The following is a 21,600-nucleotide window of genomic DNA, read 5'->3' as shown; positions in this document are numbered from 1 at the left end:
GTCAGACCGCGCCGTGGAACGTGCGGGACAGGACGTCGAGCTGCTGCTCACGGGTCAGCCGGACGAAGTTCACCGCGTAGCCGCTCACGCGGATCGTGAGCTGCGGGTAGTTCTCCGGGTGCTCCATGGCGTCCACGAGCGTCTCACGGTTCAGCACGTTGATGTTCATGTGGTAGCCGTTCGACATCGTGTACGCGTCCAGCAGGCCGACGAGGTTGGCGACCTGCTCCTCACGCGTGCGGCCCAGGCCGGACGGCACGACGGTCGAGGTGAGCGAGATCCCGTCCTGCGCCTCCGAGTACGGCAGCTTCGCGACGGACAGCGCCGAGGCGAGCATGCCGTGCGTGTCGCGCCCGTTCATCGGGTTGGCGCCCGGGGCGAACGGCTCGCCGCGACGACGACCGTCGGGCGTCGAGCCCGTGGCCTTGCCGTAGACGACGTTCGACGTGATCGTCAGCACCGACTGCGTGTGCAGCGCGTTGCGGTACGTCGGGTACTGGCGGATCTTGCGCATGAACGTCTCGACGAGGTACACCGCGATGTCGTCGGCCCGGTCGTCGTCGTTGCCGTACTTCGGGAAGTCGCCCTCGACCTGGTACTCGGTGACGAGACCGTCGGCGGTGCGCAGCGCACGGACCTTCGCGTACTTGATGGCCGCCAGCGAGTCCGCCACGACCGACATGCCGGCGATGCCGCACGCCATGGTCCGCAGGATCTCGCGGTCGTGCAGCGCCATCTCGATGCGCTCGTACGCGTACTTGTCGTGCATGAAGTGCACGCAGTTCAGCGCGTCGACGTACGTCTGGGCCAGCCAGTCCATCATCTTGTCGAACTTCGCCATGACGTCGTCGTAGTCGAGGAACTCGCCCTCGACCGGGGCCGACACCGGCGCGACCTGCTTGCCCGAGACCTCGTCGCGACCGCCGTTGATGGCGTAGAGCAGCGCCTTGGCGAGGTTCACGCGAGCGCCGAAGAACTGCATCTGCTTGCCGACACGCATCGGCGAGACGCAGCACGCGATCGCGGCGTCGTCGCCCCAGTCCGCGCGGATGAGGTCGTCGGACTCGTACTGCACGGCGGAGGTGTCGATCGACACCTGGGCGCAGAACTTCTTGAAGCCCTCGGGGAGCGCGTCGCTCCAGAAGACCGTCATGTTCGGCTCGGGGGCGGGGCCCAGGTTGTACAGCGTCTGCAGGTACCGGAACGACGTCCTGGTGACGAGCGGACGACCGTCCTCACCCATGCCACCGATCGACTCGGTCACCCAGGTCGGGTCGCCCGAGAAGAGGCTGTCGTACTCCGGGGTGCGCAGGAAGCGCACGATCCGCAGCTTGATGACGAAGTCGTCGATGATCTCCTGCGCCTGCTCCTCGGTGAGCGTGCCGGCCTCGAGGTCGCGGTTGAGGAAGACGTCGAGGAACGTCGACGTGCGGCCGAGCGACATGGCCGCGCCGTTCTGCTCCTTCACGGCGGCCAGGTAGCCGAAGTACAGCCACTGCACGGCCTCGCGGCCGTTCGTCGCAGGCTTCGAGATGTCGCAGCCGTAGGACGCGGCCATCGCCTTGAGCTCGCCCAGCGCGCGGATCTGCTCGGCGAGCTCCTCGCGGGCACGGATGACGTCCTCGACGGAGCGCTCCATGTCGAGCTCGGACTTCTCGAGCTTCTTCGCCTCGATCAGCGCGTCGACGCCGTACAGCGCGACGCGGCGGTAGTCGCCGATGATCCGGCCGCGGCCGTACGCGTCGGGCAGGCCCGTGATGATGTGCGACGAGCGCGCGGCGCGGACGTCGGGCGGGTACACGTCGAAGACGCCGTCGTTGTGCGTCTTGCGGTACTTGGTGAAGATGTCGATGATCTCCTGCGGCGCCTGGTAGCCGTAGGTCTCCAGCGACGTCTGGACCATGCGCCAGCCGCCGTTGGGGATGATCGCGCGCTTCAGCGGCGCGTCGGTCTGCAGGCCGACGATGACCTCCTCGCCCTCGGAGATGTAGCCCGGGGCGTGAGAGGTGATGGTCGAGGGGGTCGCGGCGTCGACGTCGTAGACGCCCTTCTCGCGCTCCTCGGGGAACATCGCCGACAGCTTCGACCAGATGCCAGTGGTGCGTGCGGTGGGCCCGGCGAGGAACGACGCGTCACCCGTGTAGGGCGTGTAGTTCCGCTGGATGAAGTCCCGCACGTCGACGTGGTCGACCCACGGGCCGGCGACGAACCCCTCCCATGCTGCAGGCATCGTTGCCTCGAGGTGGTCGGTGCCGGGTACGGCCGTCGTGGACATCTGCGCTCCTTGTGGAATCGGTCCGATGACTCGAACCTAGGAGGGAAATGATGGGATGTCTCGGGACCTAGGGCCCCGGGGTGATGTTTCGCAGGTCACAGGCCCTTTTTCCACGGTCGCGCGCGCACCGCGGGCACCTGGTGTCAGGCGCCCGCCAGCGCCGTGAGGACGTCGCGCGTGATGTCCTGCGGAGTCAGGCGCAGGGCGCCGACGAGCTGGTCGCGTGACGCGTGCGGCAGGAAGTCCCGCGGGATGCCGAACGCCTGGACCGGCGTGAGGATCCCGTGCTCGCTCGCGCGCTGCGCGACGTGCGCACCGACACCGCCGTCGACGAGGCCGTCCTCGATCGTCACCGCGTGGTCGTGGTCACCGACGAGCTTCGTCAGCGCAGCCGGGATCGGGAGCACCCAGCGCGGGTCGACGACCGTCACGGACAGCCCGTGCGCGGCGAGCGCCTCGCCGACCTGCAGAGCGCTGCCGACCATCGCCCCCACGCCGACGACGAGCACGCGTCGCGCGTGGGCGTCAGGGGCGTCGTGCCGCGCGAGGACGTCCACGCCGTCGAGGTCCTCGATCGCGGGGATCTCGTCGACCAGCGCGCTCTTCGGGTACCGCACGACCGTGGGCGCGTCGTCGACGTCGACGGCCTCACGCAGCGCGGTGCGCAGGGTCTGCTCGTCGCGCGGCGCCGCGAGGCGCAGCCCCGGCACGATCGCGAGCATCGCCATGTCCCACATGCCGTTGTGGCTCGCGCCGTCGTCGCCGGTCAGGCCCGCCCGGTCGAGCACGAACGTGACGCCCGCGCGGTGCAGCGCGACGTCCATGAGCACCTGGTCGAACGCGCGGTTGAGGAACGTCGCGTACACCGCGACGACGGGGTGGAGCCCGCCGAACGCCATGCCGGCCGCGGACGTCGCCGCGTGCTGCTCGGCGATGCCCACGTCGAACACGCGGTGCGGGAACTCCGCGGCGAACGGCGCCAGGCCCACGGGCTGCAGCATCGCCGCGGTGATCGCCACCACGTCCGGGCGTCGACGGCCGATGCGCACGATCTCGTCGGCGAACACGCTCGTCCAGCCGAACCGCGAGGGCGCGACCGGCAGCCCCGTCTCGGGGTGGATCACGCCGACGGCGTGGAACCGGTCGGCGACGTCCTGCTCCGCGGGCGTGTACCCACGGCCCTTCTCGGTGATCACGTGCACGATGACCGGCCCGCCGAACGCCTGCGCGCGGCGCAGCGCACGCTCGACGGCCTGCTCGTCGTGCCCGTCGACCGGCCCGACGTACTTCAGGCCGAGGTCCTCGAACAGGCCCTGCGGCAGGACGACGTCCTTGATGCCCTTCTTCAGGCCGTGCAGCGCGTCGTACGCGAGCCGCCCGGGCGGCCCCGAGCGCTTGAGCGTGCGCTTGCCCCAGGACAGGACGTTCTCGTAGCCCTGCGTGGTGCGCAGCGTGTCGAGGTGCAGCGCGAGGCCGCCGATCGTCGGCGCGTACGACCGGCCGTTGTCGTTGACCACGACGACGAGCCGACGGTCCTGGCCCTCGGCGATGTTGTTGAGCGCCTCCCAGGCCATGCCCCCCGTGAGCGCTCCGTCACCGATGACGGCGACCACGTGCCGGTCGGAGCGGCCCTGCAGCTCGTTGGCCTTGGCGATGCCGTCCGCCCAGCTCAGCGCCGTCGAGGCGTGCGAGTTCTCGACCACGTCGTGCTCGGACTCGGCGCGGCTCGGATAGCCCGACAGCCCGCCGCGCCGCCGCAGCTCCTCGAAGTCGCGGCGGCCGGTGAGCAGCTTGTGCACGTAGGACTGGTGCCCGGTGTCGAACACGAGCGTGTCGCGCGGCGACTCGAACACGCGGTGCAGCGCGATCGTCAGCTCCACGACTCCGAGGTTCGGCCCCAGGTGGCCGCCGGTCCGCGAGACCCGGTCGACCAGGAACGTGCGGATCTCCTGCGCGAGCGCGTCGAGCTGACCGGGGTGCAGCGCGCGGACGTCCGCAGGGGTGCGGACGCGCGACAGCAGCGACCTGTTCACGCGTTCCTCCCACGTCCCTCTGACGACTGACGTCCCACTCTAGGACGCCTCCGGCGTACGCGTCGCCGCACGGCGCCGTCGCCGCAGGGTGACGATCACGACGACGAGCGCCACCAGGAACACCAGGACGAGCAGCGGGACGAACACCGCCGCCAGGCTCAGCCCCACCGACGTCCCGTCCTCGACCGTCGACACCACGGGCGCGCCGGCGCCCAGCGTCGCGGCGTTGACCACGGGCCGCACGGTGGCCTTGCCCGCGTGCACGACGAGCGCCACGACGACGCCCGCGACGAACGGCACCCACGGGTGGTCCTGCACCCACCGGGACTCCTCGAGGTCGGCGGCGGCCGACGTCGCGGCGAAGACCACGCCCCCGGACAGCGGCCGGATCGCCGTCTGGATCGCGTCGTTGACCGAGTCCACGACGGGGACCTTGTCGAGCACGACGTCCGCGACGAGCAGGACCGTACCGATCCCGATGGCCCACCAGGACTCCATCCAGGTCAGGCCGTCGGGCAGGACCACCACGTCGGTGAACCGCGCGAGCAGCGCGACGACGAGGAACGGGATGTACGCGTTCAGCCCCGCCGCCGTCGCCAGGCCGATCCCCGTGAGCGCCACGAGCATGGCTGGACCCTACCGACCGGGCACCGGGCAGGCACTGCGTGCGCGACGCGCGTGTGTCACCCGTCCTCGCCATACTCGGCCGCATGAGCAGCACGTCGGTCACGCTCGACCTGCCGGACGGCCGCGTCCTGCGCGCGCACGCCTCGTCCGCCGACCAGGACGCCGGTGTCGTCGTCTGGCACCACGGGACGCCGCAGTCCGGAGCGCTCCTGGCGCCCGTGGTGGACGCCGCGGCCCGGCGCGGTCTGCGCGTCGTGTCCTACGGGCGACCGTCGTACGGCGGGTCGTCCCCACGGCCGGGGCGGGACGTCGCCTCGGCGGCGGCCGACGTGCGCGCGGTGCTCGACGCGTTCGACGTGCCGCGTGCGGCGTTCGTCGGCGCGTCCGGCGGCGGACCGCACGCGCTCGCGTGCGCGGCCCTGCTGCGCGACCGCGCGACCGCGGTCGTGAGCATCGCCGGGCTGGCGCCGTTCGACGGGTTCGACTGGGCCGCGGGCATGGCCTCGGACGCCGCGCTGCGGGCCGCAGGGGCCGGGCGCGCCGCTCGCGCCGCGGTGGTCGAGGACGACGACGTGGAGTGGTTCGTCGACGCGGACCTCGCCGCGCTCGAGGCGGCCTGGGCCGCCCTGGGAGCGGACGCCGGTCCCGCGGGGGCGGCCTGGCCGGACGGCGTCGTCGACGACGACGTCGCGTACGCCCAGCCGTGGGGCTTCTCCCCCGCCGACGTGCGCGTGCCGGTCCTGCTCGTGCACGGCGGGCGCGACCGGGTCGTCCCCGCGAGCCACAGCCGCCGCCTGCTCGAGCTGCTGCCCGACGCCCAGCTCTGGGAACGGCCTCACGACGGCCACGTCTCGGTGCTGCACGCGCTGCCCGTCGCGTTCGACTGGCTCGTCGACCTCGGGCTGTGACCCGCACGGGCCGGGGTACGGGCCCGGGGCAGGGCCTGGCGCACGTGCCCCGGGTACGATGCGTCGGAAAGGGGGAACTCGATGCGATTCCTGCCTGGCCACTCGGCCACCTCCGACCTCACCTACGGCGACGTGTTCCTCGTGCCGTCGCGTTCCGAGGTCACCTCCCGCTTCGACGTCGACCTCGCGTCGACCGACGGCACGGGCACGACGGTGCCGCTCGTCGTCGCCAACATGACCGCGGTCGCCGGGCGCCGGATGGCGGAGACCGTCGCGCGCCGCGGCGGCATGGCCGTGATCCCTCAGGACATCCCCGTCGAGGTGGTCGCTGACGTCGTGCAGTCGGTCAAGGCCGCGCACCCGGTGGTCGAGAGCCCCGTCGTGGTCGCCCCGCACGACACCGTGCACACCGCGCTCACGCTCATCGGCAAGCGGTCGCACGGTGCCGCGGTCGTCGTCGCCGACGGCGTCCCGGTCGGCGTCGTGACCGAGGCGGACTGCCAGGGCGTCGACCGGTTCACGCAGGTCGAGGACGTCATGACCGCGCACCCGACGACCGTCGACCTCGACGTCGTCGAGAACGGCGGCGCGCGCGGGCTCGAGGCGGCGTTCGAGAAGCTGCACTCGAGCCGGCGCAAGTTCTCCCCCGTGGTGCGCGACGGGCGGCTCGTCGGCGTCCTCACCCAGGTCGGCGCGCTGCGCTCGTCGATCTACCGTCCCGCGCTCGACACGTCCGGCCGCCTGCTCATCGCGGGTGCCGTCGGCATCAACGGCGACGTCAAGGCCAAGGCCGCCGCGCTGCTCGAGGCGGGGATCGACACGATCGTCGTCGACACCGCGCACGGCCATCAGCGCAAGATGCTCGACGCGCTCGCCGCCGTGCGCGCGCTCGACCCGCAGGTCCCCGTCGTCGCAGGCAACGTCGTGACGGCCGAGGGCACGCGCGACCTCGTCGAGGCGGGTGCGGACGTCGTCAAGGTCGGCGTCGGCCCGGGCGCGATGTGCACGACGCGCATGATGACGGCCGTCGGGCGCCCGCAGTTCTCGGCGGTGCTCGAGTGCGCCGCCGAGGCCCGCCGCCTGGGCGCGCACGTGTGGGCCGACGGTGGCGTGCGCCACCCGCGCGACGTCGCGCTCGCGCTCGCCGCGGGCGCCTCCCAGGTCATGATCGGCTCGTGGTTCGCGGGCACGCACGAGTCGCCGGGCGACCTGCACGAGGACAGCTCCGGCCGGCTCTACAAGGAGTCGTTCGGGATGGCGTCGGCGCGCGCCGTGGCCGCACGCACGCGCGGTGGCTCGGCGTTCGACCGCGCACGCAAGGCGCTGTACGAGGAGGGCATCTCCTCCTCGCGCATGTACCTGGACCCGCGGCGCCCGGGCGTCGAGGACCTCATCGACCACATCACGTCGGGCGTCCGGTCGGCGGCGACGTACGTGGGCGCCGCGACGATCGAGGAGCTCCACGAGCGCGCGACGGTCGGCATCCAGTCCGCGGCCGGCTACGAAGAGGGACGTCCGCTCCCGGACGGCTGGTGACCGGCGTGCGACCCGTCCTCGTGCTCACGCACGTCCCGTACGAGGGCCCCGGGCTGATCGCTCCGGGCCTCGACGCGCCCGTGCGCGTGCGCACGGTCTGCGGCACCGCCGACCCCGTGCTGCCCTCGCTCGACGAGCTCTCGGGCGTCGTCGTCATGGGCGGACCGATGGACGCCGACGACGACCGCGGCTACCCCGGCCTCGCGGCCGAACGCGCGCTGCTCGTCGCGGCCGTGGACGCGGACGTTCCGGTCCTCGGCGTGTGCCTCGGCGCGCAGCTGCTCGGCATGGCGCTCGGCGCTCACCTGCACCGTCGGCACGGCACCGAGATCGGGTTCGCGCCCGTCGACGTCGTCGCCGACGACCTCGTGCTCGGCCCGCTCGGCTCGCGCCCCACCGTGCTGCACTGGCACAGCGACGCGATCGACCTGCCGCCGGGGGCCACGCTGCTGGCCTCGACCCCGACCACGCCGGTCCAGGCGTTCCGGGCGGGCAGCGCGCTCGGCGTGCAGTTCCACATCGAGGTCGAGCCCGCGCTGCTCGACCTGTGGCTCGGTACGTCGACCATGACCGCCGACCTGACGGACGACGAGATCGCCACGATCCGCGACGACGGCGCGCGGCACCTGCCGACGCTCGTCCCGGCCGCGCACAAGCTCGTCCAGACGTTCGCCGAGCGGGTGCGGACGCGCGGGTGAGCGCGTCCGACCGACCCGGCGACCTCGACGACCGCGGCGAGGCCGACGCGCGTGACAGCCTGCGCGCGCTCGTCGGCCGGGGGGTCCCGTGGCGCTTCGACGCGGGCCGAGCGCTGCGCGACCCGTCGAACGCACGCCGCGCCGCGGTGCTCGTACTGTTCGGCGTGCTCGACGCACTGCCCGCGCACGCGCGAGGCGTTTCCCGGGTGCCGGCCGATCTCGACGTGCTGCTGCAGCGCCGCGCCGCGACGCTCGGCCACCACCCGGGCCAGGTCGCGTTCCCTGGCGGCGGGATCGACCCGCAGGATGCCGGCCCGCGCGAGGCCGCGCTGCGCGAGGCCGTCGAGGAGACCGGCCTCGACCCGTCCGGCGTCGAGGTGCTCGGCACGCTCGCCGACGTCCCGCTGCCCGTGAGCAACAACCTCGTCACGCCCGTCCTCGCGTGGTGGACCCGCCCGTCGCGCGTCGCCGCGGTCGACCACGACGAGGCCGTGGACGTGTTCCGCACCCCCGTCGCCGAGCTGCTCGACCCGGCCCGCCGCGGGTTCGTCGAGCACGCCGGGGTGCGCGGGCGGCTGCGGACGCCGGCGTTCCTCGTCGGAGACGACGTCCTGGTCTGGGGCTTCACCGCCCTCGTGCTCGACGGGATCTTCGACGCGCTGGGCTGGACCGTGCCGTGGGAGCGGAGCCGGACGTTCGAGCTGCGGCGGTTCGAGCCGTGAGCCGGCCGGCCGCGCCCGTGCACCCGCTCATCGAGATCGACGTCGACACCGACCTCGTGCACGCCCTGCTCGCCGAGCAGCACGCCGACCTCGCCGACCTGCCCCTGCACTCACGCGTGCACGGCTGGGACAACATCACGTGGCGGCTCGGTGACGACCTCGCGGTGCGGCTGCCGGTGCGCGCGGTCAGCGCACCGCTCGTCGCGAACGAGCACCGCTGGCTGCCGCTCATCGGTGCGCACGTGCCGGTCCCGACGCCCGTCCCGGTCCGGACCGGCGTCCCGTCGCCGCTCTACCCGTGGCCCTGGAGCGTCGTGCCGTGGCTGCCGGGGACCGTCGTGGCGGCGACGCCCGTGGCCGACCGCACCGCATGGGCCACGCAGCTCGCGGACGCGCTCGCCGCCCTGCACGTCGCGGCCCCCGCCGACGCACCGCGCAACCCGTACCGCGGCGTCCCGCTCGTCGAGCGGGCGCAGGTCGTCGCGACGCGGCTCGAGACGGCCCCCGACCTGCCGCACCGGGACGCGCTGCTCGACGCCTGGCACGACGGCCTGGCCGCTCCCCCGTGGCGCGAACCCGCGGTGTGGGTGCACGGCGACCCTCACCCGGGCAACCTCCTGAGCGACGACGGGCGTCTCACCGCGGTCCTGGACTTCGGGGACCTCGGCCACGGCGACCCCGCGAGCGACCTCGCGACCGCGTGGCTGACGTTCGACGCCGACGGGCGCGACGCGTTCGTCGCCCGCAGCGTCGCGGCGCGCGGATGGGACGACGCGACGTGGCGACGCGCACGTGCGTGGGCAGCCGGTCTCGTACCGGTCTTCCTCGCCCACCCGGTCGAGTACCCCCTCATGGCCGCTGTCGGGCTGCACGCCGCAGACGCGGTAGCATCGCGCTGACCTGCGAAGACGCGATGTATGCACGTGCACATGTGACCGCAGGCACATGGACCGTTGGTCCCAGGTGCACGGGTCTTCGTGGGTGAACGATCAGTGCAGCGGGCCGGACCGGTTCGCCGGGGCCGGAGCCCCTACCCGAGGGATCAGACAAGGACTCACGATGTCGACGCCGACTTCTTCTTCCACCACCAAGCTGCCCCGCCTCCTGGGCCTCATCATCATCATCTTCGGCGCGGTCTTCTTCGTCGCCGGCGCCACGACCTGGACGGCCGTCTCGGTGAACCTCAAGGCCGAGAACATCACCGTCTCCGACGACGCCGCGGCGTTCGCGGGCGGCGCTGTCGACACGCCGTGGGAGGCGTTCGCACAGGCCGACATCATCAAGCACCACGCGCTCGACGCGACCGGTGGCAAGACCTACGCCGAGCTCGACAAGGAGGACCCGCTGCGCGCCGTCGCGATGAACGGCTCCTTCCTGCGGGCCTCGCTCTTCACCTCGGTCGTCGCCTTCGGTGTCGCGCTGCTGGTCATGGGCCTGGGTGTCGTCCTCGCCATCACCGGTGTCGCGATCCGCAAGCTCGCGCCGGCCGACGACGCGGCTCCCGCGAAGCCCGAGCTCGCCTCCTCGGCCGTCTGAGCCGACCTCTGAGCTGACAAGGCCCCTCCCGCTCTCCCCGGCGGGCAGGGGCCTTCGTCATGCCCGGACACGGTCGGCGTCAGAGCGTGGGGTCCGCGACGGACGCCAGGAACAGCGGCCAGCCGGTCGTCACGTCCCGCACGACGAGCAGGAAGGGACGGTCGAACCTGACCTCACGCGTCGCCACCGGAGCAGCCTCGCCCGCCATCACCTCGGTGACCGCCGCCGCACGCGTGCCCGCCTCGTCGACCCGCAGGACGGCCTGCTGCGCGGCCTGCATGAGGTCCACGGGCGTGTCGGCGATGCCGCTCAGCGAGACGTCGGCGACACGAGCTCGGTGAGCAGCGGCATGAGGTCGGTCCGGCTCGTGAGGTCCAGGCGCGGGAGCGTGACGAGCACCTGCTCGCTCGACTGCGTGTCGAGCGAACGACTGAGTGCCGGGGCCTGACCTCCGGGCCTGGCGAGGGCGCCGCCGGACGTGGTGTGGCCGTCGGCGACGGAGTCGGCGCGGGGTTCGGAGCGGCCGATGGCGACGGCGACGACGTGCGGACCGGCGCGGTCGTCTCCACGTCCGGAGACAGGGTCGCCGCGGACGTCGGACCGGGCTCGTCCGAGGCCGGAGACACCGGCGTGACGCTCCGGGCGGGCGCGTCGGGCGCAGATGGATCGGCCGTCGCCGTCGGAGTCGGTGTGGACTCGGCGGCGCGTCGGACGGGTCCGTGCCAGCCATCGCCGGCGCCCCGGCCAGGCCGGTTGCGAACAGGCCACCGACGACGAGCTAAGCGACGATCGTGGTGACGCGCGTCGACCGCTGTGCGCGCACGGCGCGTTCTCCCTGACTCACGGCGATCACGCCGAAACGAAGCAGGGATGCCCGGCGGTCCTGGGTCCTGGTCGTCGATCACGGGCCATGGGCGCGACGTCACCCGGACGGAGGATGCCGCGAACCTAGACCCCTCGAACCGTGCGCGTCACGGTGCGCTTCATCACGCCGACTGAGGTGTCGCCCGTCGGCGTGAACTCGATGTGGACGATGTCGCCGGACTTGACCCGCGCAGGCAGGAGCAGCGTGACCTTGCCCTTCGCGGACGCCCGCAGTGTCGTCCAGACGCTGCGGCTGTCGACCGTGGCCCGGATGCGACCAGTGAGGGCGCTGACGCCGGACGCCGCGACAGTGACCCGTGCCGTGATCCGACTCCGGTCGTCCGACCTGACGAACGTGGCACCGATGTCAGGTCGAACCTTGCCCACGCGAGCATTGAAGGCGACGACGTCCGACACCGAGCCGAACCCGGGTCTCGAGGCGGTCACCCGGACGGAGACGCGTGCGTGGGCGTCGAGCACCCGGAGTCGGTACGCCGGTCCGCTCGCGCCGGAGATGGCGACACCGTCACGCAGCCACCTGTAGCTGAGCGTCACACTCGAAGGCGACCACGAACCAGTCGTCACGCGAACCGTCTCCCCCACGCGGGCGGTTCCGCTCACCGTCGGCCGGGTGCGTTCGGTGATGACTCCACGCTTGACCTGGACGGCCGACGTGGTGGCCACCACGTCAGCGAAGCCCGTGAGCTTGCCGGTGATCCGCACGGAGATCCGCGTGCCCTGGTCAGCGGCCACCGGTGTGTACTGGGCCGCCGTCGCCCCGGTGATCGCCCGCCCGTCGCGCAGCCATTGGAAGCGAGTCGCGTCGGGCGCAGCGCTCCACGCCAGCTCATCCACGGACAGCCTGGTTCCGACGACCGCCCCCGTAGTGAGCCGCGGCGCCTCCAGCAGGAGGAAGTCGAGCTCGACGGGGGCCGTGGTGACGGCGGCGGACGCCGGCACGTGCCTCGGCAGCTGGGCGGTCGCCGTCACGGAGATCCGGGCGTTCACGTCGTCGGCCCCCAGCGGGTAGAGAGGTCCGTCGTGACCGACGATCGTCCAGCCGTCCCGCGCCCAGCGGTAGGAGATGACCGCGTCCTGGGGCCATCCCTGGACCCCTGCACGCAAGGTGCCGCCCACTCGGACCTGCCCGTCAACGGTCACCTGGCCCGGCCTGACCTCGGGTGCCGGCACCCAGTCCTCGTGATCGACCTCGTAGCTCACGGAGCGGTAGCCGCTGCGGCGGGCCGTCACGACGACGCTCAGCGGGTGCCCGACGTCATCCATGGTCGGGACGTACGTCGGCCCGTCGGCCCCGGGGATGCGCGCTTCCGAACGACGCCACTCGAAGTCGAACGACTCGGCGGCAGGTGCCGTGGACCCGGTGCTGACGCTCAGCTCGCTGCCGACCCGCGACTCGCCGGTGAGCGTCGGCTTTTCGACCTGGACGAGGCCCGGATCATCGCCCAGGACGACACCGGTCGTAGCGGTGCAACCGTCGATCACGACGTCGGGGAACTGCCGTTCGACACGGTCGGTGTACACGATCGCGACGTGGTACGTCCCGGGTGCCAGACCTCTGACGGTGAACCGGGGGTCAGGATCCCCGATCCAGCCCGTGTGCTCGCCGATGGAACCCGGTGCGTCGCTCCACAGCTTCACTTGCTCGGGCTCCACGAATCGGTCGTCGAGCTCGACCCGGCCCGAGTAGGAGGCGCACCTCCCGCCACGAAGCAGAACCCCCTCGACAGTGGATTGGGGCTCGAAGGTGACCTCGGAGGCCTCGTCGAACGAGACGAAGCTGCGGCCGTCCTCGGAGTAGAAGCTCGGGGCGTATGACTCATCCGTGTCATCGACCAGGATCTTGTACGTCCCGGCGGGCGCGTCGACCGTGTAGTCAGAACCCTCGACGTAGCCGTAGTCCACGAGCTCGCCCGTCTCAGGATCCAAGTACTCGACCATCGTCCACCGGCTAGGAGCCAGTCGGCCGCTGAGAGTCGCCTGTGGCACGACGACGAGCTCTGCGTGTCCCCCTGCTGCGACCGACACCGCATTCGCGCGACGTTGTTGGACGACGGCGCCGTCACCCACGTACCAACCGCTCGACCACCCTCCGCTGGTCTGCAGGCGGTACTGACGGCCGGCCTGCAGACCGTTGATCCTCCCGGTGCCTGTGCGGTCCACCGACGCGTAGCCGCGCTCCACCCCTGCCTCGTCGAAGGCTCTGACCGATCCCACGGACTGAGCAGAGACGCCGGGCCCCGACACCCTCACCGTGATCCAGGTCCGCCCTGCCGTCGTGAGCGTGACTGCGCCTGGTGCAGTCACCCGAGCGGGTGACTCGACGCTGACCAGCTGCGACGTCGTGCCCCCGACGCGCACGGTGTACGACTCGCTGGGGACCAGGCCGCCGAGGACGAACCGGCCGTCCCGGCCGACCGGAACAGCCTCGACGAACTCATCGCCGATCCCGTGCGCCTTCGCCTTGAGCGAGTCGAACGACTCCGCAGGCGACTGGTCTCCGAGAACGACGGTGCCCTCGATCGTCGCCGCCTCCTCGAGCACCACGAGCACGTCCTGGTCGCCCGCAGCGATCGCGCTCCGGCTGCGCTCCACGGGAGACAGCGTCACCGAGCCTGTGTACCAACCACCCCGAAGTCGGTCGCGCCGATCGTCGATCTTGATGTACCCGGTCGAACCGGGCTCGATGCCCGAGACGAGGAAGGTCCCGTCGGCGCGCACGGAGCCACGTGGATACGCGCCCTCGTGCTTCCCGAAGCCTTCTACGTCGACGACGAGCTCCACCTCGTCGAGAGACACCTCAGGGGGCAGCTGGATCCGGCCGCCGACGGACGCCCACTCGGTCGGTCGCAGGATCAGGCCCGACATCGGGGGAACCGCTCGTGAGTTCGGTGACGACGACCCGTCTTGCCCGAGCCAGCCGGACGGCACGTCGTCGGCCGTCTCCCACCCGACCGCGTAAAGGTCGTCCGGGTCGAGGCCTGAGAAGGAGAAGGCGCCGTTCGTGGTCCACATCGCCGCCCGGAACCCGCTGTTCACGCCGCTCACGGTCACCTGGTACGAGTCGAACGACGTCGCCCGGCTCGGGGGCGGCTCGACCCGCCCTGACATGGTCGCTGCCGCCTTGGGACGTACGACCACGGCCGCACCGCACGAAAGACGCGCCGACCCTGCTCGCGTGGACTGTAGCGTGCGCGTGTCGGAGGCGTACCAACCCCCCACGAGCGGCCGACTTCCTGCTCGGTAACGCAGCTCGTACCCGGCAGTCGAGCTGGTCACGCGCAGCGCGAACACACCGCTCGCAGAGACCGTCGCGGTCTGCTCGACGTCGCCCTGGTACGCGACGTCGACCGATCCGCCGAGGGTGCTCGACGAGCCGGGCGGGAGCCGTACGGTCCCGCTGATCACACACTCGTCGGCGCTCGCGACAGCGGCGTCTTCTGCTGCATCCGCAGGCGCGGGGCCGACCACCGCCCCTGTTGCGACGAGGAGACCGGCAACGAGCACGGCGACGTGCGCGGTGACCCGCGTTCGGGTACGGACCAAGAGACTCGCGGCTCCCCAGCTCGAAGCGCAGCGCCGCTCGGCGCGCAGCAAGAATGGCACTCCCTGCGCGACCGCGTGCGTACGGTCACCCGAACGGCCCACTGCCGACGGGCCAGGGTGCCGCTAGGCCCGAAGACTGGAGCGGACGCAGCGAGGCCCGCAACCCCGTCGGGGTGCGGGCCTCGCTGGTGGACCAGCTGTCAGGCGACGCCGGCGACCTGGCGCAGGACGTACTGCAGGATGCCGCCGTTGCGGTAGTAGTCCGCCTCACCGGGGGTGTCGATGCGCACGACCGCGTCGAACTCGACGACGGTGCCGTCGGCCTTCGTCGCGGTGACCTTGACGGTCCGCGGCGTCACGCCGTCGTTGAGCGCGGTGACACCCGCGATGTCGAACGTCTCGGTGCCGTCCAGGCCGAGCGAGTCAGCAGACTCGCCCTCCGGGAACTGCAGCGGCAGGACGCCCATCCCGATGAGGTTGGAGCGGTGGATCCGCTCGAACGACTCGGTGATGACGGCGCGCACGCCGAGCAGACGCGTGCCCTTGGCCGCCCAGTCGCGCGACGAGCCCGAGCCGTACTCCTTGCCACCGAGGACGACGAGCGGGACGCCCGCGGCCTGGTAGGCGACCGACGCGTCGTAGATCGTCGTGTCCTCGCCGGTGAGCAGGTTCTTGGTGAACCCGCCCTCGACGCCGGGGACGAGCTGGTTGCGCAGGCGGATGTTCGCGAACGTGCCGCGGATCATGACCTCGTGGTTCCCGCGGCGCGAGCCGTAGGAGTTGAAGTCACGACGCTCGACGCCGTGCTCCGCGAGGTACACGCCGGCCGGGCTGTCCGGCTTGATCGAGCCCGCGGGGCTGATGTGGTCCGTCGTGACCGAGTCGCCGAGCTTGGCCAGGACGCGCGCACCCGTGATGTCGGTGACGGGCTCCGGGGTGGCGCCCATGCCCTCGAAGTACGGGGGCTTGCGCACGTACGTGGACTCGGGGTCCCACGAGAAGACGTTGCCCTCGGGCGTGTCCAGGCCGCGCCAGCGCTCGTCGCCGGAGAAGACGTCGGCGTAGTCGTCCTCGAACATCTTGCGGTCGATCGACGCGTCGATCGTGGCCTGCACCTGCTCGGGCGCGGGCCAGATGTCCTTGAGGAAGATCGGGTGCCCGTCCTCGGTGCGGCCCAGCGGGTCGGAGTCGAAGTCGAAGTCCATCGTGCCGGCGAGCGCGTACGCGATGACCAGCGGCGGCGACGCGAGGTAGTTCATCTTCACGTCGGGGTTGATGCGACCCTCGAAGTTGCGGTTGCCCGACAGCACGGCGGCCACGGCGAGGTCGTGCTCCTGGACGACCGCCGAGACCTTCTCGTCGAGCGGGCCGGAGTTGCCGATGCAGGTCGCGCAGCCGTAGCCCACGAGGTGGAAGCCGAGCTTCTCGAGGTAGGGCCACAGCCCCGCCTTCTCGTAGTAGTTGGTCACGACCTGCGAGCCGGGCGCCATCGACGTCTTGACCCACGGCTTGGCGACGAGGCCCTTCTCGACCGCGTTCTTGGCGAGCAGCGCCGCGGCGAGCATCACCGACGGGTTCGAGGTGTTGGTGCACGACGTGATCGACGCGATCGCGACCGCGCCGTGGAACAGCTCGAACGAGCGACCCTCGCTGTCGGTGACCGAGAAGGTCCGCGTCGCCGACGACGAGATCGCGGGCGAGTCGGAAGCCGGGAACGACTCGCGCTCGGCCTCGTCGACCTGGTTGAGCTCGGGTGCGTAGGTCGGCAGGTCGCGCTGGAACTGCTCCTTGGCCTTGGACAGCTCGATGCGGTCCTGCGGACGCTTCGGCCCGGCGATCGACGGCACGACCGTCGACAGGTCGAGCTCGAGGTACTCGGAGAACACCGGCTCGGTGTAGCCGTCGGCCGTGGGGTCGAGCCACAGCCCCTGCTCCTTGGCGTACGCCTCGACGAGCTCGAGCTGCTCCTGCGAGCGGGCGGTCAGGCGCAGGTAGTCGATCGTCACGCCGTCGATCGGGAAGATCGCCACGGTCGAGCCGAACTCGGGGCTCATGTTCCCGATCGTCGCGCGGTTCGCGAGCGGGACGGCCGCCACGCCCTCGCCGTAGAACTCGACGAACTTGCCGACGACGCCGTGCTGGCGCAGCTTCTGGGTGATGGTCAGCACCACGTCCGTGGCGGTCACACCGGCGGGGATGTTGCCCGTGAGCTTGAACCCGACGACCCGCGGGATGAGCATCGAGACGGGCTGGCCGAGCATGGCCGCCTCGGCCTCGATGCCGCCGACGCCCCAGCCGAGCACGCCGAGGCCGTTGACCATCGTGGTGTGCGAGTCGGTGCCGACACACGTGTCGGGGTACGCCTTGCCGTCGCGGACCATGACACCGCGGGCCAGGTACTCGATGTTGACCTGGTGGACGATGCCGGTGCCAGGCGGCACGACCTTGAAGTCGTCGAACGCGGTCTGGCCCCACCGCAGGAACTGGTAGCGCTCGCGGTTGCGCTGGTACTCGAGCTCGACGTTGCGCTCGAACGCGTCGGCGCGCCCCGCGACGTCGATCTGCACGGAGTGGTCGATGACCATCTCGGCCGGCGCGAGCGGGTTGATGCGCTCCGGGTCGCCGCCGAGCTCGGCGACGGCCTCACGCATGGTCGCGAGGTCGACGACGCAGGGCACGCCCGTGAAGTCCTGCATGATCACGCGTGCGGGCGTGAACTGGATCTCGGTGTCGGGCTGAGCGTCGGGGTCCCACGACGCGAGGGCGCGGATGTGGTCGGCGGTGATGTTCGCGCCGTCCTCCGTGCGCAGCAGGTTCTCGGCGAGGACCTTGAGGCTGAAGGGAAGTCGCTCCAGGCCGGGAACGGCGGCAAGGCGGTAGACCTCGTACGAGGCGTCACCGACCTCCAGCGTTCCACGGGATCCGAAGCTGTCGACGGTGCTCACGAGGCGGCTCCTTCTGGGGCGAGTCTGCCGGGGACGGTGATCCACCGGACCGCGGACGTCGGCTTCCAGCCTATGACCGGTGCCGACGCGGGATATCTCGACATCAAGATACATGCTGGCAACGCCCCGCGCACCTCCGACTCGCGGGAACGCGCGTGGCGGGAGTCACCCGCCACGCGCGCCCAGCCCGGTCCCGACCGGGTCGCCGTCGCGATCGCCGTCAGGGCTGCTCAGCAGCCTCTACGGCCTCCGCGGCCTTCCGCTCGGCCTCGACCGCGCGCTGGTGCGCGCGCTGGTCGTACTCCGGCGTGCCCTGCTTGAACAGCTCCTCGGTCGCGTGACGACGCGCCTCGGCCAGCTTGTGTGCCGCGTCCTGCTCGCTCATGCCAGACCCCTCCCACTCGTCGCCCGGCTCCCGCCCTCGTCCGACGGGACCGCTCGCTCCCACGCTAGGCGCGCGGCACGCCCGACGCACGGGCAGGACCCCTGCAGCGCGCGTACGCGTTCAGCGAGCGAAGGTCGCGACCGCCTCGACGTGGTGCGTCATGGGGAAAAGGTCATACCCGTCGACGTCGAGGAGGCCGTAGCCGGCGTCGGCGAGCAACGCCACGTCGCGCCCCAGCGCCGCCGGGTCGCACGCGACGTACACGAGGCGCTCGGGGCGCAGCGCGGTCACCGCGTCGAGCACGCGGCGGCCCGCGCCGACGCGCGGCGGGTCGAGGACGACGACGTCGGCGTGCACGACGTCGGACGAGGCGTCCTGCTCGCCCGTCAGCACCCGCGCCATGTCACCCGCGTGCAGCTCGACGTTGGTCCGGTCGTGCAGGTTGCGACGCGCGTCGCGCACCGCACGCGCGTCGCCCTCGACCGAGACGACCCGCCCCGTCGGTCCGACCGCGTCCGCGAGCGCGGCCGTGAACAGCCCGGCGCCCGCGTAGAGGTCGAGCACCGTGGCACCCGCGACGTCACCGACTCCGCCCAGCACAGCGTGGACGAGCGTCGCGGGGGCCTGGCGGTGCACCTGCCAGAACCCGGCCGCCGCGACACGGTAGGTGCGCTCGACGTCGTCCGCGACCACCACCTCGCGCACCGACGTGCGCGCGTTGGGCCGCGTGTCCGGCCGTCGCCGGCCCAGGTCGTAGGGGACGCCGTCGACGAGCACGAGCGGACGGTCGCCGCCCACGGGCGCGATCGCCTCGATCCGCGCCCCCACGGGCCAGCGCCGGCCGAACAGCTCGAGCTCGGCGATCTGCTCGACCGCGAGCGGCATCTCGTCGATCGCCACCACGTCGTGCGACCGGTGCCGCCGCATACCGGCCCGGCCGTGCTCGTCGGCCACCAGGTCGATGCGTGTGCGCCACGCGAGGCCGCCACGCTCGTCGTCGCCCGCTGCCGCGTGCACCGTCACGTCACGCTCGACCTTGCCGAGCCGCTGCAGCTGCTCACGCAGGACCGCGGCCTTCCACGCGCGCTGTGCGGGCAGCGCGACGTGCGCGAGCTCGCCGCCGCCCACACCGCCCGGACCGGCCTGCGGCCAGACGCTCGGCACGCGGTCCGGTGAGGCGTCAAGCACCTCGACCGCGTCAGCACGCCAGAACGTCGCGTCCGGCTCGGCGTCCGTCAGAACCGCGCGCACGCGCTCCCCCGGCAGCGTGTGCCGGACGAACACGACGCGACCCTCGTGCCGCGCGACGCAGTGCCCGCCGTGCGCGACCGGTCCGATCTCGAGCTCGACGAGCTCGCGCTCGTGCGCCTCAGCCACGAGGGAGCGTCCCGCGCATCCGGTCCTCGAGACCGGTCTGTCCCTCGGACGACGCGAGCTGCCACGGCACGGACGCGACGACGACGCCCGGCGTGAACAGCAACCTCCCCTTGAGGCGCAACGCGCTCTGGTTGTGCAGCAGCTGTTCCCACCAGTGACCCACGACGTACTCCGGGATGTAGACGACGACGAGATCCCGAGGGCTGTCCCTGCGGATCGAACGGACGTACTGCAGCACGGGCCGGGTGATCTCCCGGAACGGCGAGTCGAGCACACGCAGCGGGACGGGCAGGTCCATCGCGTCCCACTGCTCGCGCAGGCGCGCGACGTCGTCCTCGTCGACGCCCACCGTGACCGCCTCGATGACCTGCGGCCGCGCGGCCCGGGCGTAGGCGATCGCCCGCATCGTCGGCCGGTGCAGGTGCGAGACGAGGACGATCGCGTGCACGCGGCTCGGCAGGGCACGCGCCGCGGCGGCGTCCTCGCCGAGCGCGAGCTCCCGGCGCACCGCCACGTAGTGCCTGTGGATCGCCTGCATGAGCGCGAACACGAGGATCATCGCGAGGATCGCGATCCACGCGCCGTGCGTGAACTTGGTGATGAGCACGACGACGAGCACGGTCGCGGTCATGCCGAGACCGATCGCGTTGACGACCCGGGACCGCTTCATCCGTGAGCGCGCGCCCGGGTTCGGCTCGGTCCGCAGCTCGCGGGTCCAGTGCCGGACCATGCCGAGCTGGCTCAGCGTGAACGAGACGAACACGCCGACGATGTACAGCTGGATGAGTCGTGTGACCTCGGCGTCGAACGCCCAGATGAGGCCGATCGCGACGACCGCGAGCGTGATGATGCCGTTCGAGAACGCGAGCCGGTCGCCGCGCGTGTGAAGCTGACGCGGCAGGTAGCCGTCGCGCGCGAGGATCGAGCCGAGCACCGGGAAGCCGTTGAACGCGGTGTTCGCGGCCAGCACGAGGATCAGGCCAGTGACGACCGCGACGACCGCGACGAGCAGCGGGAAGCCCTGGAAGACCGCGCCCGCGATCTGCGCGATCACCGCGTGCTGCTCGAAGTCGGGCCCCACCGGGACGCCGTCGCGCAGCAGCTGCTCGTGCGGGCGGTCCGCGAAGACCACGCCGGTCGCGCGGGCCAGCAGCAGGATCGACATGATCATGACGATCGAGAGCATGCCGAGCAGTGCGAGCGTCGTCGCGGCGTTCCTCGACTTGGGCTTGCGGAACGCGGGCACGCCGTTGCTGATCGCCTCGACGCCGGTGAGCGCTGCACATCCGGACGCGAACGAGCGCAGCACGAGGAAGAACCCGGCGAGCCCGACGAGGCCCTGGTCGAACTCGGCCTCCGGCGCGAGCTCGAGGCCCGCGCTCTCGGCCATCGGCAGCGTCCCGAGGGCGTACCGCACGCTCCCGAACACCGCGATGAGCCCGATGGCGAGCATGAACAGGTACACGGGGATCGCGAACGCCGTCCCGGACTCCTTGACGCCGCGCAGGTTCACGAGCGTGAGCAGCACGACGAGCCCGATGGCGAACGGCGCCTCGTGGCCGCGCAACGCGGGGAACGCCGCGGCCGCGTACTGCGCACCGGACGAGATCGAGACCGCCACGGTCAGGATGTAGTCGACGAGCAGCGCGCTCGCGACCGTGACGCCCGCGTTGGGCCCCAGGTTGACGGTCGCGACCTCGTAGTCGCCACCTCCCGAGGGGTAGGCGTGCACGTTCTGGCGGTAGCTCGCGACGACCGTGAGCATGACGATCGCGACCGCCAGGCCCACCCACGGCGAGATCACGAGCGCCGACATGCCGGCGAGCGAGAGCGTCAGGAGGATCTCGTCGGGCGCGTACGCGACCGACGACAACGCGTCGGACGCGAAGACCGGGAGCGCGATGCGCTTGGGCAGGAGGGTGTGGCCGAGCCTGTCGCTCCGGACCGGACGTCCGAGCAGCAGTCTCTTGGCGGCATCCGACAGGTCCGACACGATGCCCCATCGTAGGGCGCCGCGGGCCGCACCGCGTGCCACCCGTACCCGCGGGTGCGAGGCGTCGTCACCACCCGGGTCGACGGGGCCGCCGGCCGGTGCCCGCCCCACCCGGTCGCGCGGCGTCAGCAGGGCGC

At 71.9% G+C, this 21,600-nt stretch carries 15 protein-coding genes; 6 read left to right on the top strand and 9 right to left on the bottom strand.

The annotated features are described in order from the left end of the window. Nucleotide 1: 1 nt before the first annotated feature. The 3 genes from pflB to CPE01_RS02120 form a co-directional block, all read right to left on the bottom strand. Complete coding sequence (pflB, locus tag CPE01_RS02130; RefSeq protein ID WP_146805007.1) at nucleotides 2-2,275, bottom strand: formate C-acetyltransferase; 2,274 nt, start codon at nucleotides 2,273-2,275, stop codon at nucleotides 2-4. A gap of 143 nt (nucleotides 2,276-2,418) precedes the next feature. Then, nucleotides 2,419-4,308: a 1-deoxy-D-xylulose-5-phosphate synthase gene (gene dxs / locus CPE01_RS02125; RefSeq protein WP_146805006.1), complete on the bottom strand. Its 1,890-nt coding sequence runs from the start codon at nucleotides 4,306-4,308 to the stop codon at nucleotides 2,419-2,421. Nucleotides 4,309-4,347: 39 nt separating this feature from the next. Beyond that, a complete protein-coding gene (locus CPE01_RS02120; RefSeq protein WP_146805005.1) occupies nucleotides 4,348-4,935 on the bottom strand; it encodes a DUF4126 domain-containing protein in 588 nt (195 codons plus the stop codon). A gap of 83 nt (nucleotides 4,936-5,018) precedes the next feature. Between CPE01_RS02120 and CPE01_RS02115 the strand changes: the two genes are divergently transcribed. From CPE01_RS02115 to CPE01_RS02090, 6 genes are all read left to right on the top strand, one after another. After that, nucleotides 5,019-5,843: an alpha/beta fold hydrolase gene (locus tag CPE01_RS02115; protein WP_146805004.1), complete on the top strand. Its 825-nt coding sequence runs from the start codon at nucleotides 5,019-5,021 to the stop codon at nucleotides 5,841-5,843. An 81-nt stretch (nucleotides 5,844-5,924) separates the two neighbouring features. Further along, nucleotides 5,925-7,379 carry a GuaB1 family IMP dehydrogenase-related protein gene (locus CPE01_RS02110; RefSeq protein WP_146805003.1) on the top strand — a complete coding sequence of 485 codons (1,455 nt, stop codon included), beginning with the start codon at nucleotides 5,925-5,927 and terminating at the stop codon, nucleotides 7,377-7,379. Beyond that, nucleotides 7,376-8,077 (top strand): type 1 glutamine amidotransferase, encoded by a 702-nt coding sequence (locus CPE01_RS02105; protein WP_246783676.1) that lies wholly within the window; start codon nucleotides 7,376-7,378, stop codon nucleotides 8,075-8,077. Before CPE01_RS02110 ends, CPE01_RS02105 begins: the two co-directional genes overlap by 4 nt. Next, nucleotides 8,074-8,799: an NUDIX hydrolase gene (locus CPE01_RS02100; protein WP_371861968.1), complete on the top strand. Its 726-nt coding sequence runs from the start codon at nucleotides 8,074-8,076 to the stop codon at nucleotides 8,797-8,799. Before CPE01_RS02105 ends, CPE01_RS02100 begins: the two co-directional genes overlap by 4 nt. Beyond that, nucleotides 8,796-9,698, top strand: coding sequence for an aminoglycoside phosphotransferase family protein (locus CPE01_RS02095; protein WP_146805002.1), 903 nt, complete (start codon nucleotides 8,796-8,798; stop codon nucleotides 9,696-9,698). Before CPE01_RS02100 ends, CPE01_RS02095 begins: the two co-directional genes overlap by 4 nt. Nucleotides 9,699-9,858: 160 nt before the next feature. Next, on the top strand, nucleotides 9,859-10,335 hold the full coding sequence (locus tag CPE01_RS02090) for an aromatic ring-opening dioxygenase LigA (RefSeq protein WP_146805001.1): 477 nt from the start codon (nucleotides 9,859-9,861) through the stop codon (nucleotides 10,333-10,335). A gap of 79 nt (nucleotides 10,336-10,414) precedes the next feature. Here CPE01_RS02090 and CPE01_RS02085 read toward each other — a convergent pair whose 3' ends face one another. From CPE01_RS02085 to CPE01_RS02060, 6 genes are all read right to left on the bottom strand, one after another. Further along, the gene (locus tag CPE01_RS02085; protein WP_246783702.1) at nucleotides 10,415-10,615 is read right to left on the bottom strand and encodes a serpin family protein; all 201 of its coding nucleotides are present in this window, start codon (nucleotides 10,613-10,615) and stop codon (nucleotides 10,415-10,417) included. Nucleotides 10,616-11,283: 668 nt separating this feature from the next. Next, nucleotides 11,284-14,328 carry a hypothetical protein gene (locus tag CPE01_RS02080; RefSeq protein ID WP_146804999.1) on the bottom strand — a complete coding sequence of 1,015 codons (3,045 nt, stop codon included), beginning with the start codon at nucleotides 14,326-14,328 and terminating at the stop codon, nucleotides 11,284-11,286. Between the two features lie 635 nt (nucleotides 14,329-14,963). Further along, the gene (acnA, locus tag CPE01_RS02075; RefSeq protein WP_146804998.1) at nucleotides 14,964-17,708 is read right to left on the bottom strand and encodes an aconitate hydratase AcnA; all 2,745 of its coding nucleotides are present in this window, start codon (nucleotides 17,706-17,708) and stop codon (nucleotides 14,964-14,966) included. 220 nt (nucleotides 17,709-17,928) lie between these two features. Then, on the bottom strand, nucleotides 17,929-18,093 hold the full coding sequence (locus tag CPE01_RS02070) for a translation initiation factor 2 (protein ID WP_146804997.1): 165 nt from the start codon (nucleotides 18,091-18,093) through the stop codon (nucleotides 17,929-17,931). Nucleotides 18,094-18,213: 120 nt separating this feature from the next. After that, nucleotides 18,214-19,470, bottom strand: coding sequence for a class I SAM-dependent RNA methyltransferase (locus tag CPE01_RS02065; RefSeq protein WP_146804996.1), 1,257 nt, complete (start codon nucleotides 19,468-19,470; stop codon nucleotides 18,214-18,216). Further along, entirely contained in the window at nucleotides 19,463-21,463 is a 2,001-nt protein-coding gene (locus tag CPE01_RS02060; protein ID WP_146804995.1) for an APC family permease, read from the bottom strand. Before CPE01_RS02060 ends, CPE01_RS02065 begins: the two co-directional genes overlap by 8 nt. Nucleotides 21,464-21,600: the final 137 nt, after the last annotated feature.

Origin of the sequence: Cellulomonas persica (assembly GCF_007989825.1) — a bacterium.
In the GTDB taxonomy this organism is placed as follows: Bacteria; Actinomycetota; Actinomycetes; order Actinomycetales; family Cellulomonadaceae; genus Cellulomonas; species Cellulomonas persica.
This window is presented reverse-complemented; position numbering and strand designations above follow the sequence as displayed.

What these genes read in the sequence shown, in the direction of transcription:
- pflB (WP_146805007.1), bottom strand. Translation starts at nt 2,275, where the DNA reads ATGTCCACGACGGCCGTACCCGGCACCGACCACCTCGAGGCAACGATG.
- CPE01_RS02120 (WP_146805005.1), bottom strand. Translation starts at nt 4,935, where the DNA reads ATGCTCGTGGCGCTCACGGGGATCGGCCTGGCGACGGCGGCGGGGCTG.
- CPE01_RS02115 (WP_146805004.1), top strand. Translation starts at nt 5,019, where the DNA reads ATGAGCAGCACGTCGGTCACGCTCGACCTGCCGGACGGCCGCGTCCTG.
- CPE01_RS02110 (WP_146805003.1), top strand. Translation starts at nt 5,925, where the DNA reads ATGCGATTCCTGCCTGGCCACTCGGCCACCTCCGACCTCACCTACGGC.
- CPE01_RS02090 (WP_146805001.1), top strand. Translation starts at nt 9,859, where the DNA reads ATGTCGACGCCGACTTCTTCTTCCACCACCAAGCTGCCCCGCCTCCTG.
- CPE01_RS02085 (WP_246783702.1), bottom strand. Translation starts at nt 10,615, where the DNA reads ATGCAGGCCGCGCAGCAGGCCGTCCTGCGGGTCGACGAGGCGGGCACG.
- CPE01_RS02080 (WP_146804999.1), bottom strand. Translation starts at nt 14,328, where the DNA reads ATGTCAGGGCGGGTCGAGCCGCCCCCGAGCCGGGCGACGTCGTTCGAC.
- CPE01_RS02070 (WP_146804997.1), bottom strand. Translation starts at nt 18,093, where the DNA reads ATGAGCGAGCAGGACGCGGCACACAAGCTGGCCGAGGCGCGTCGTCAC.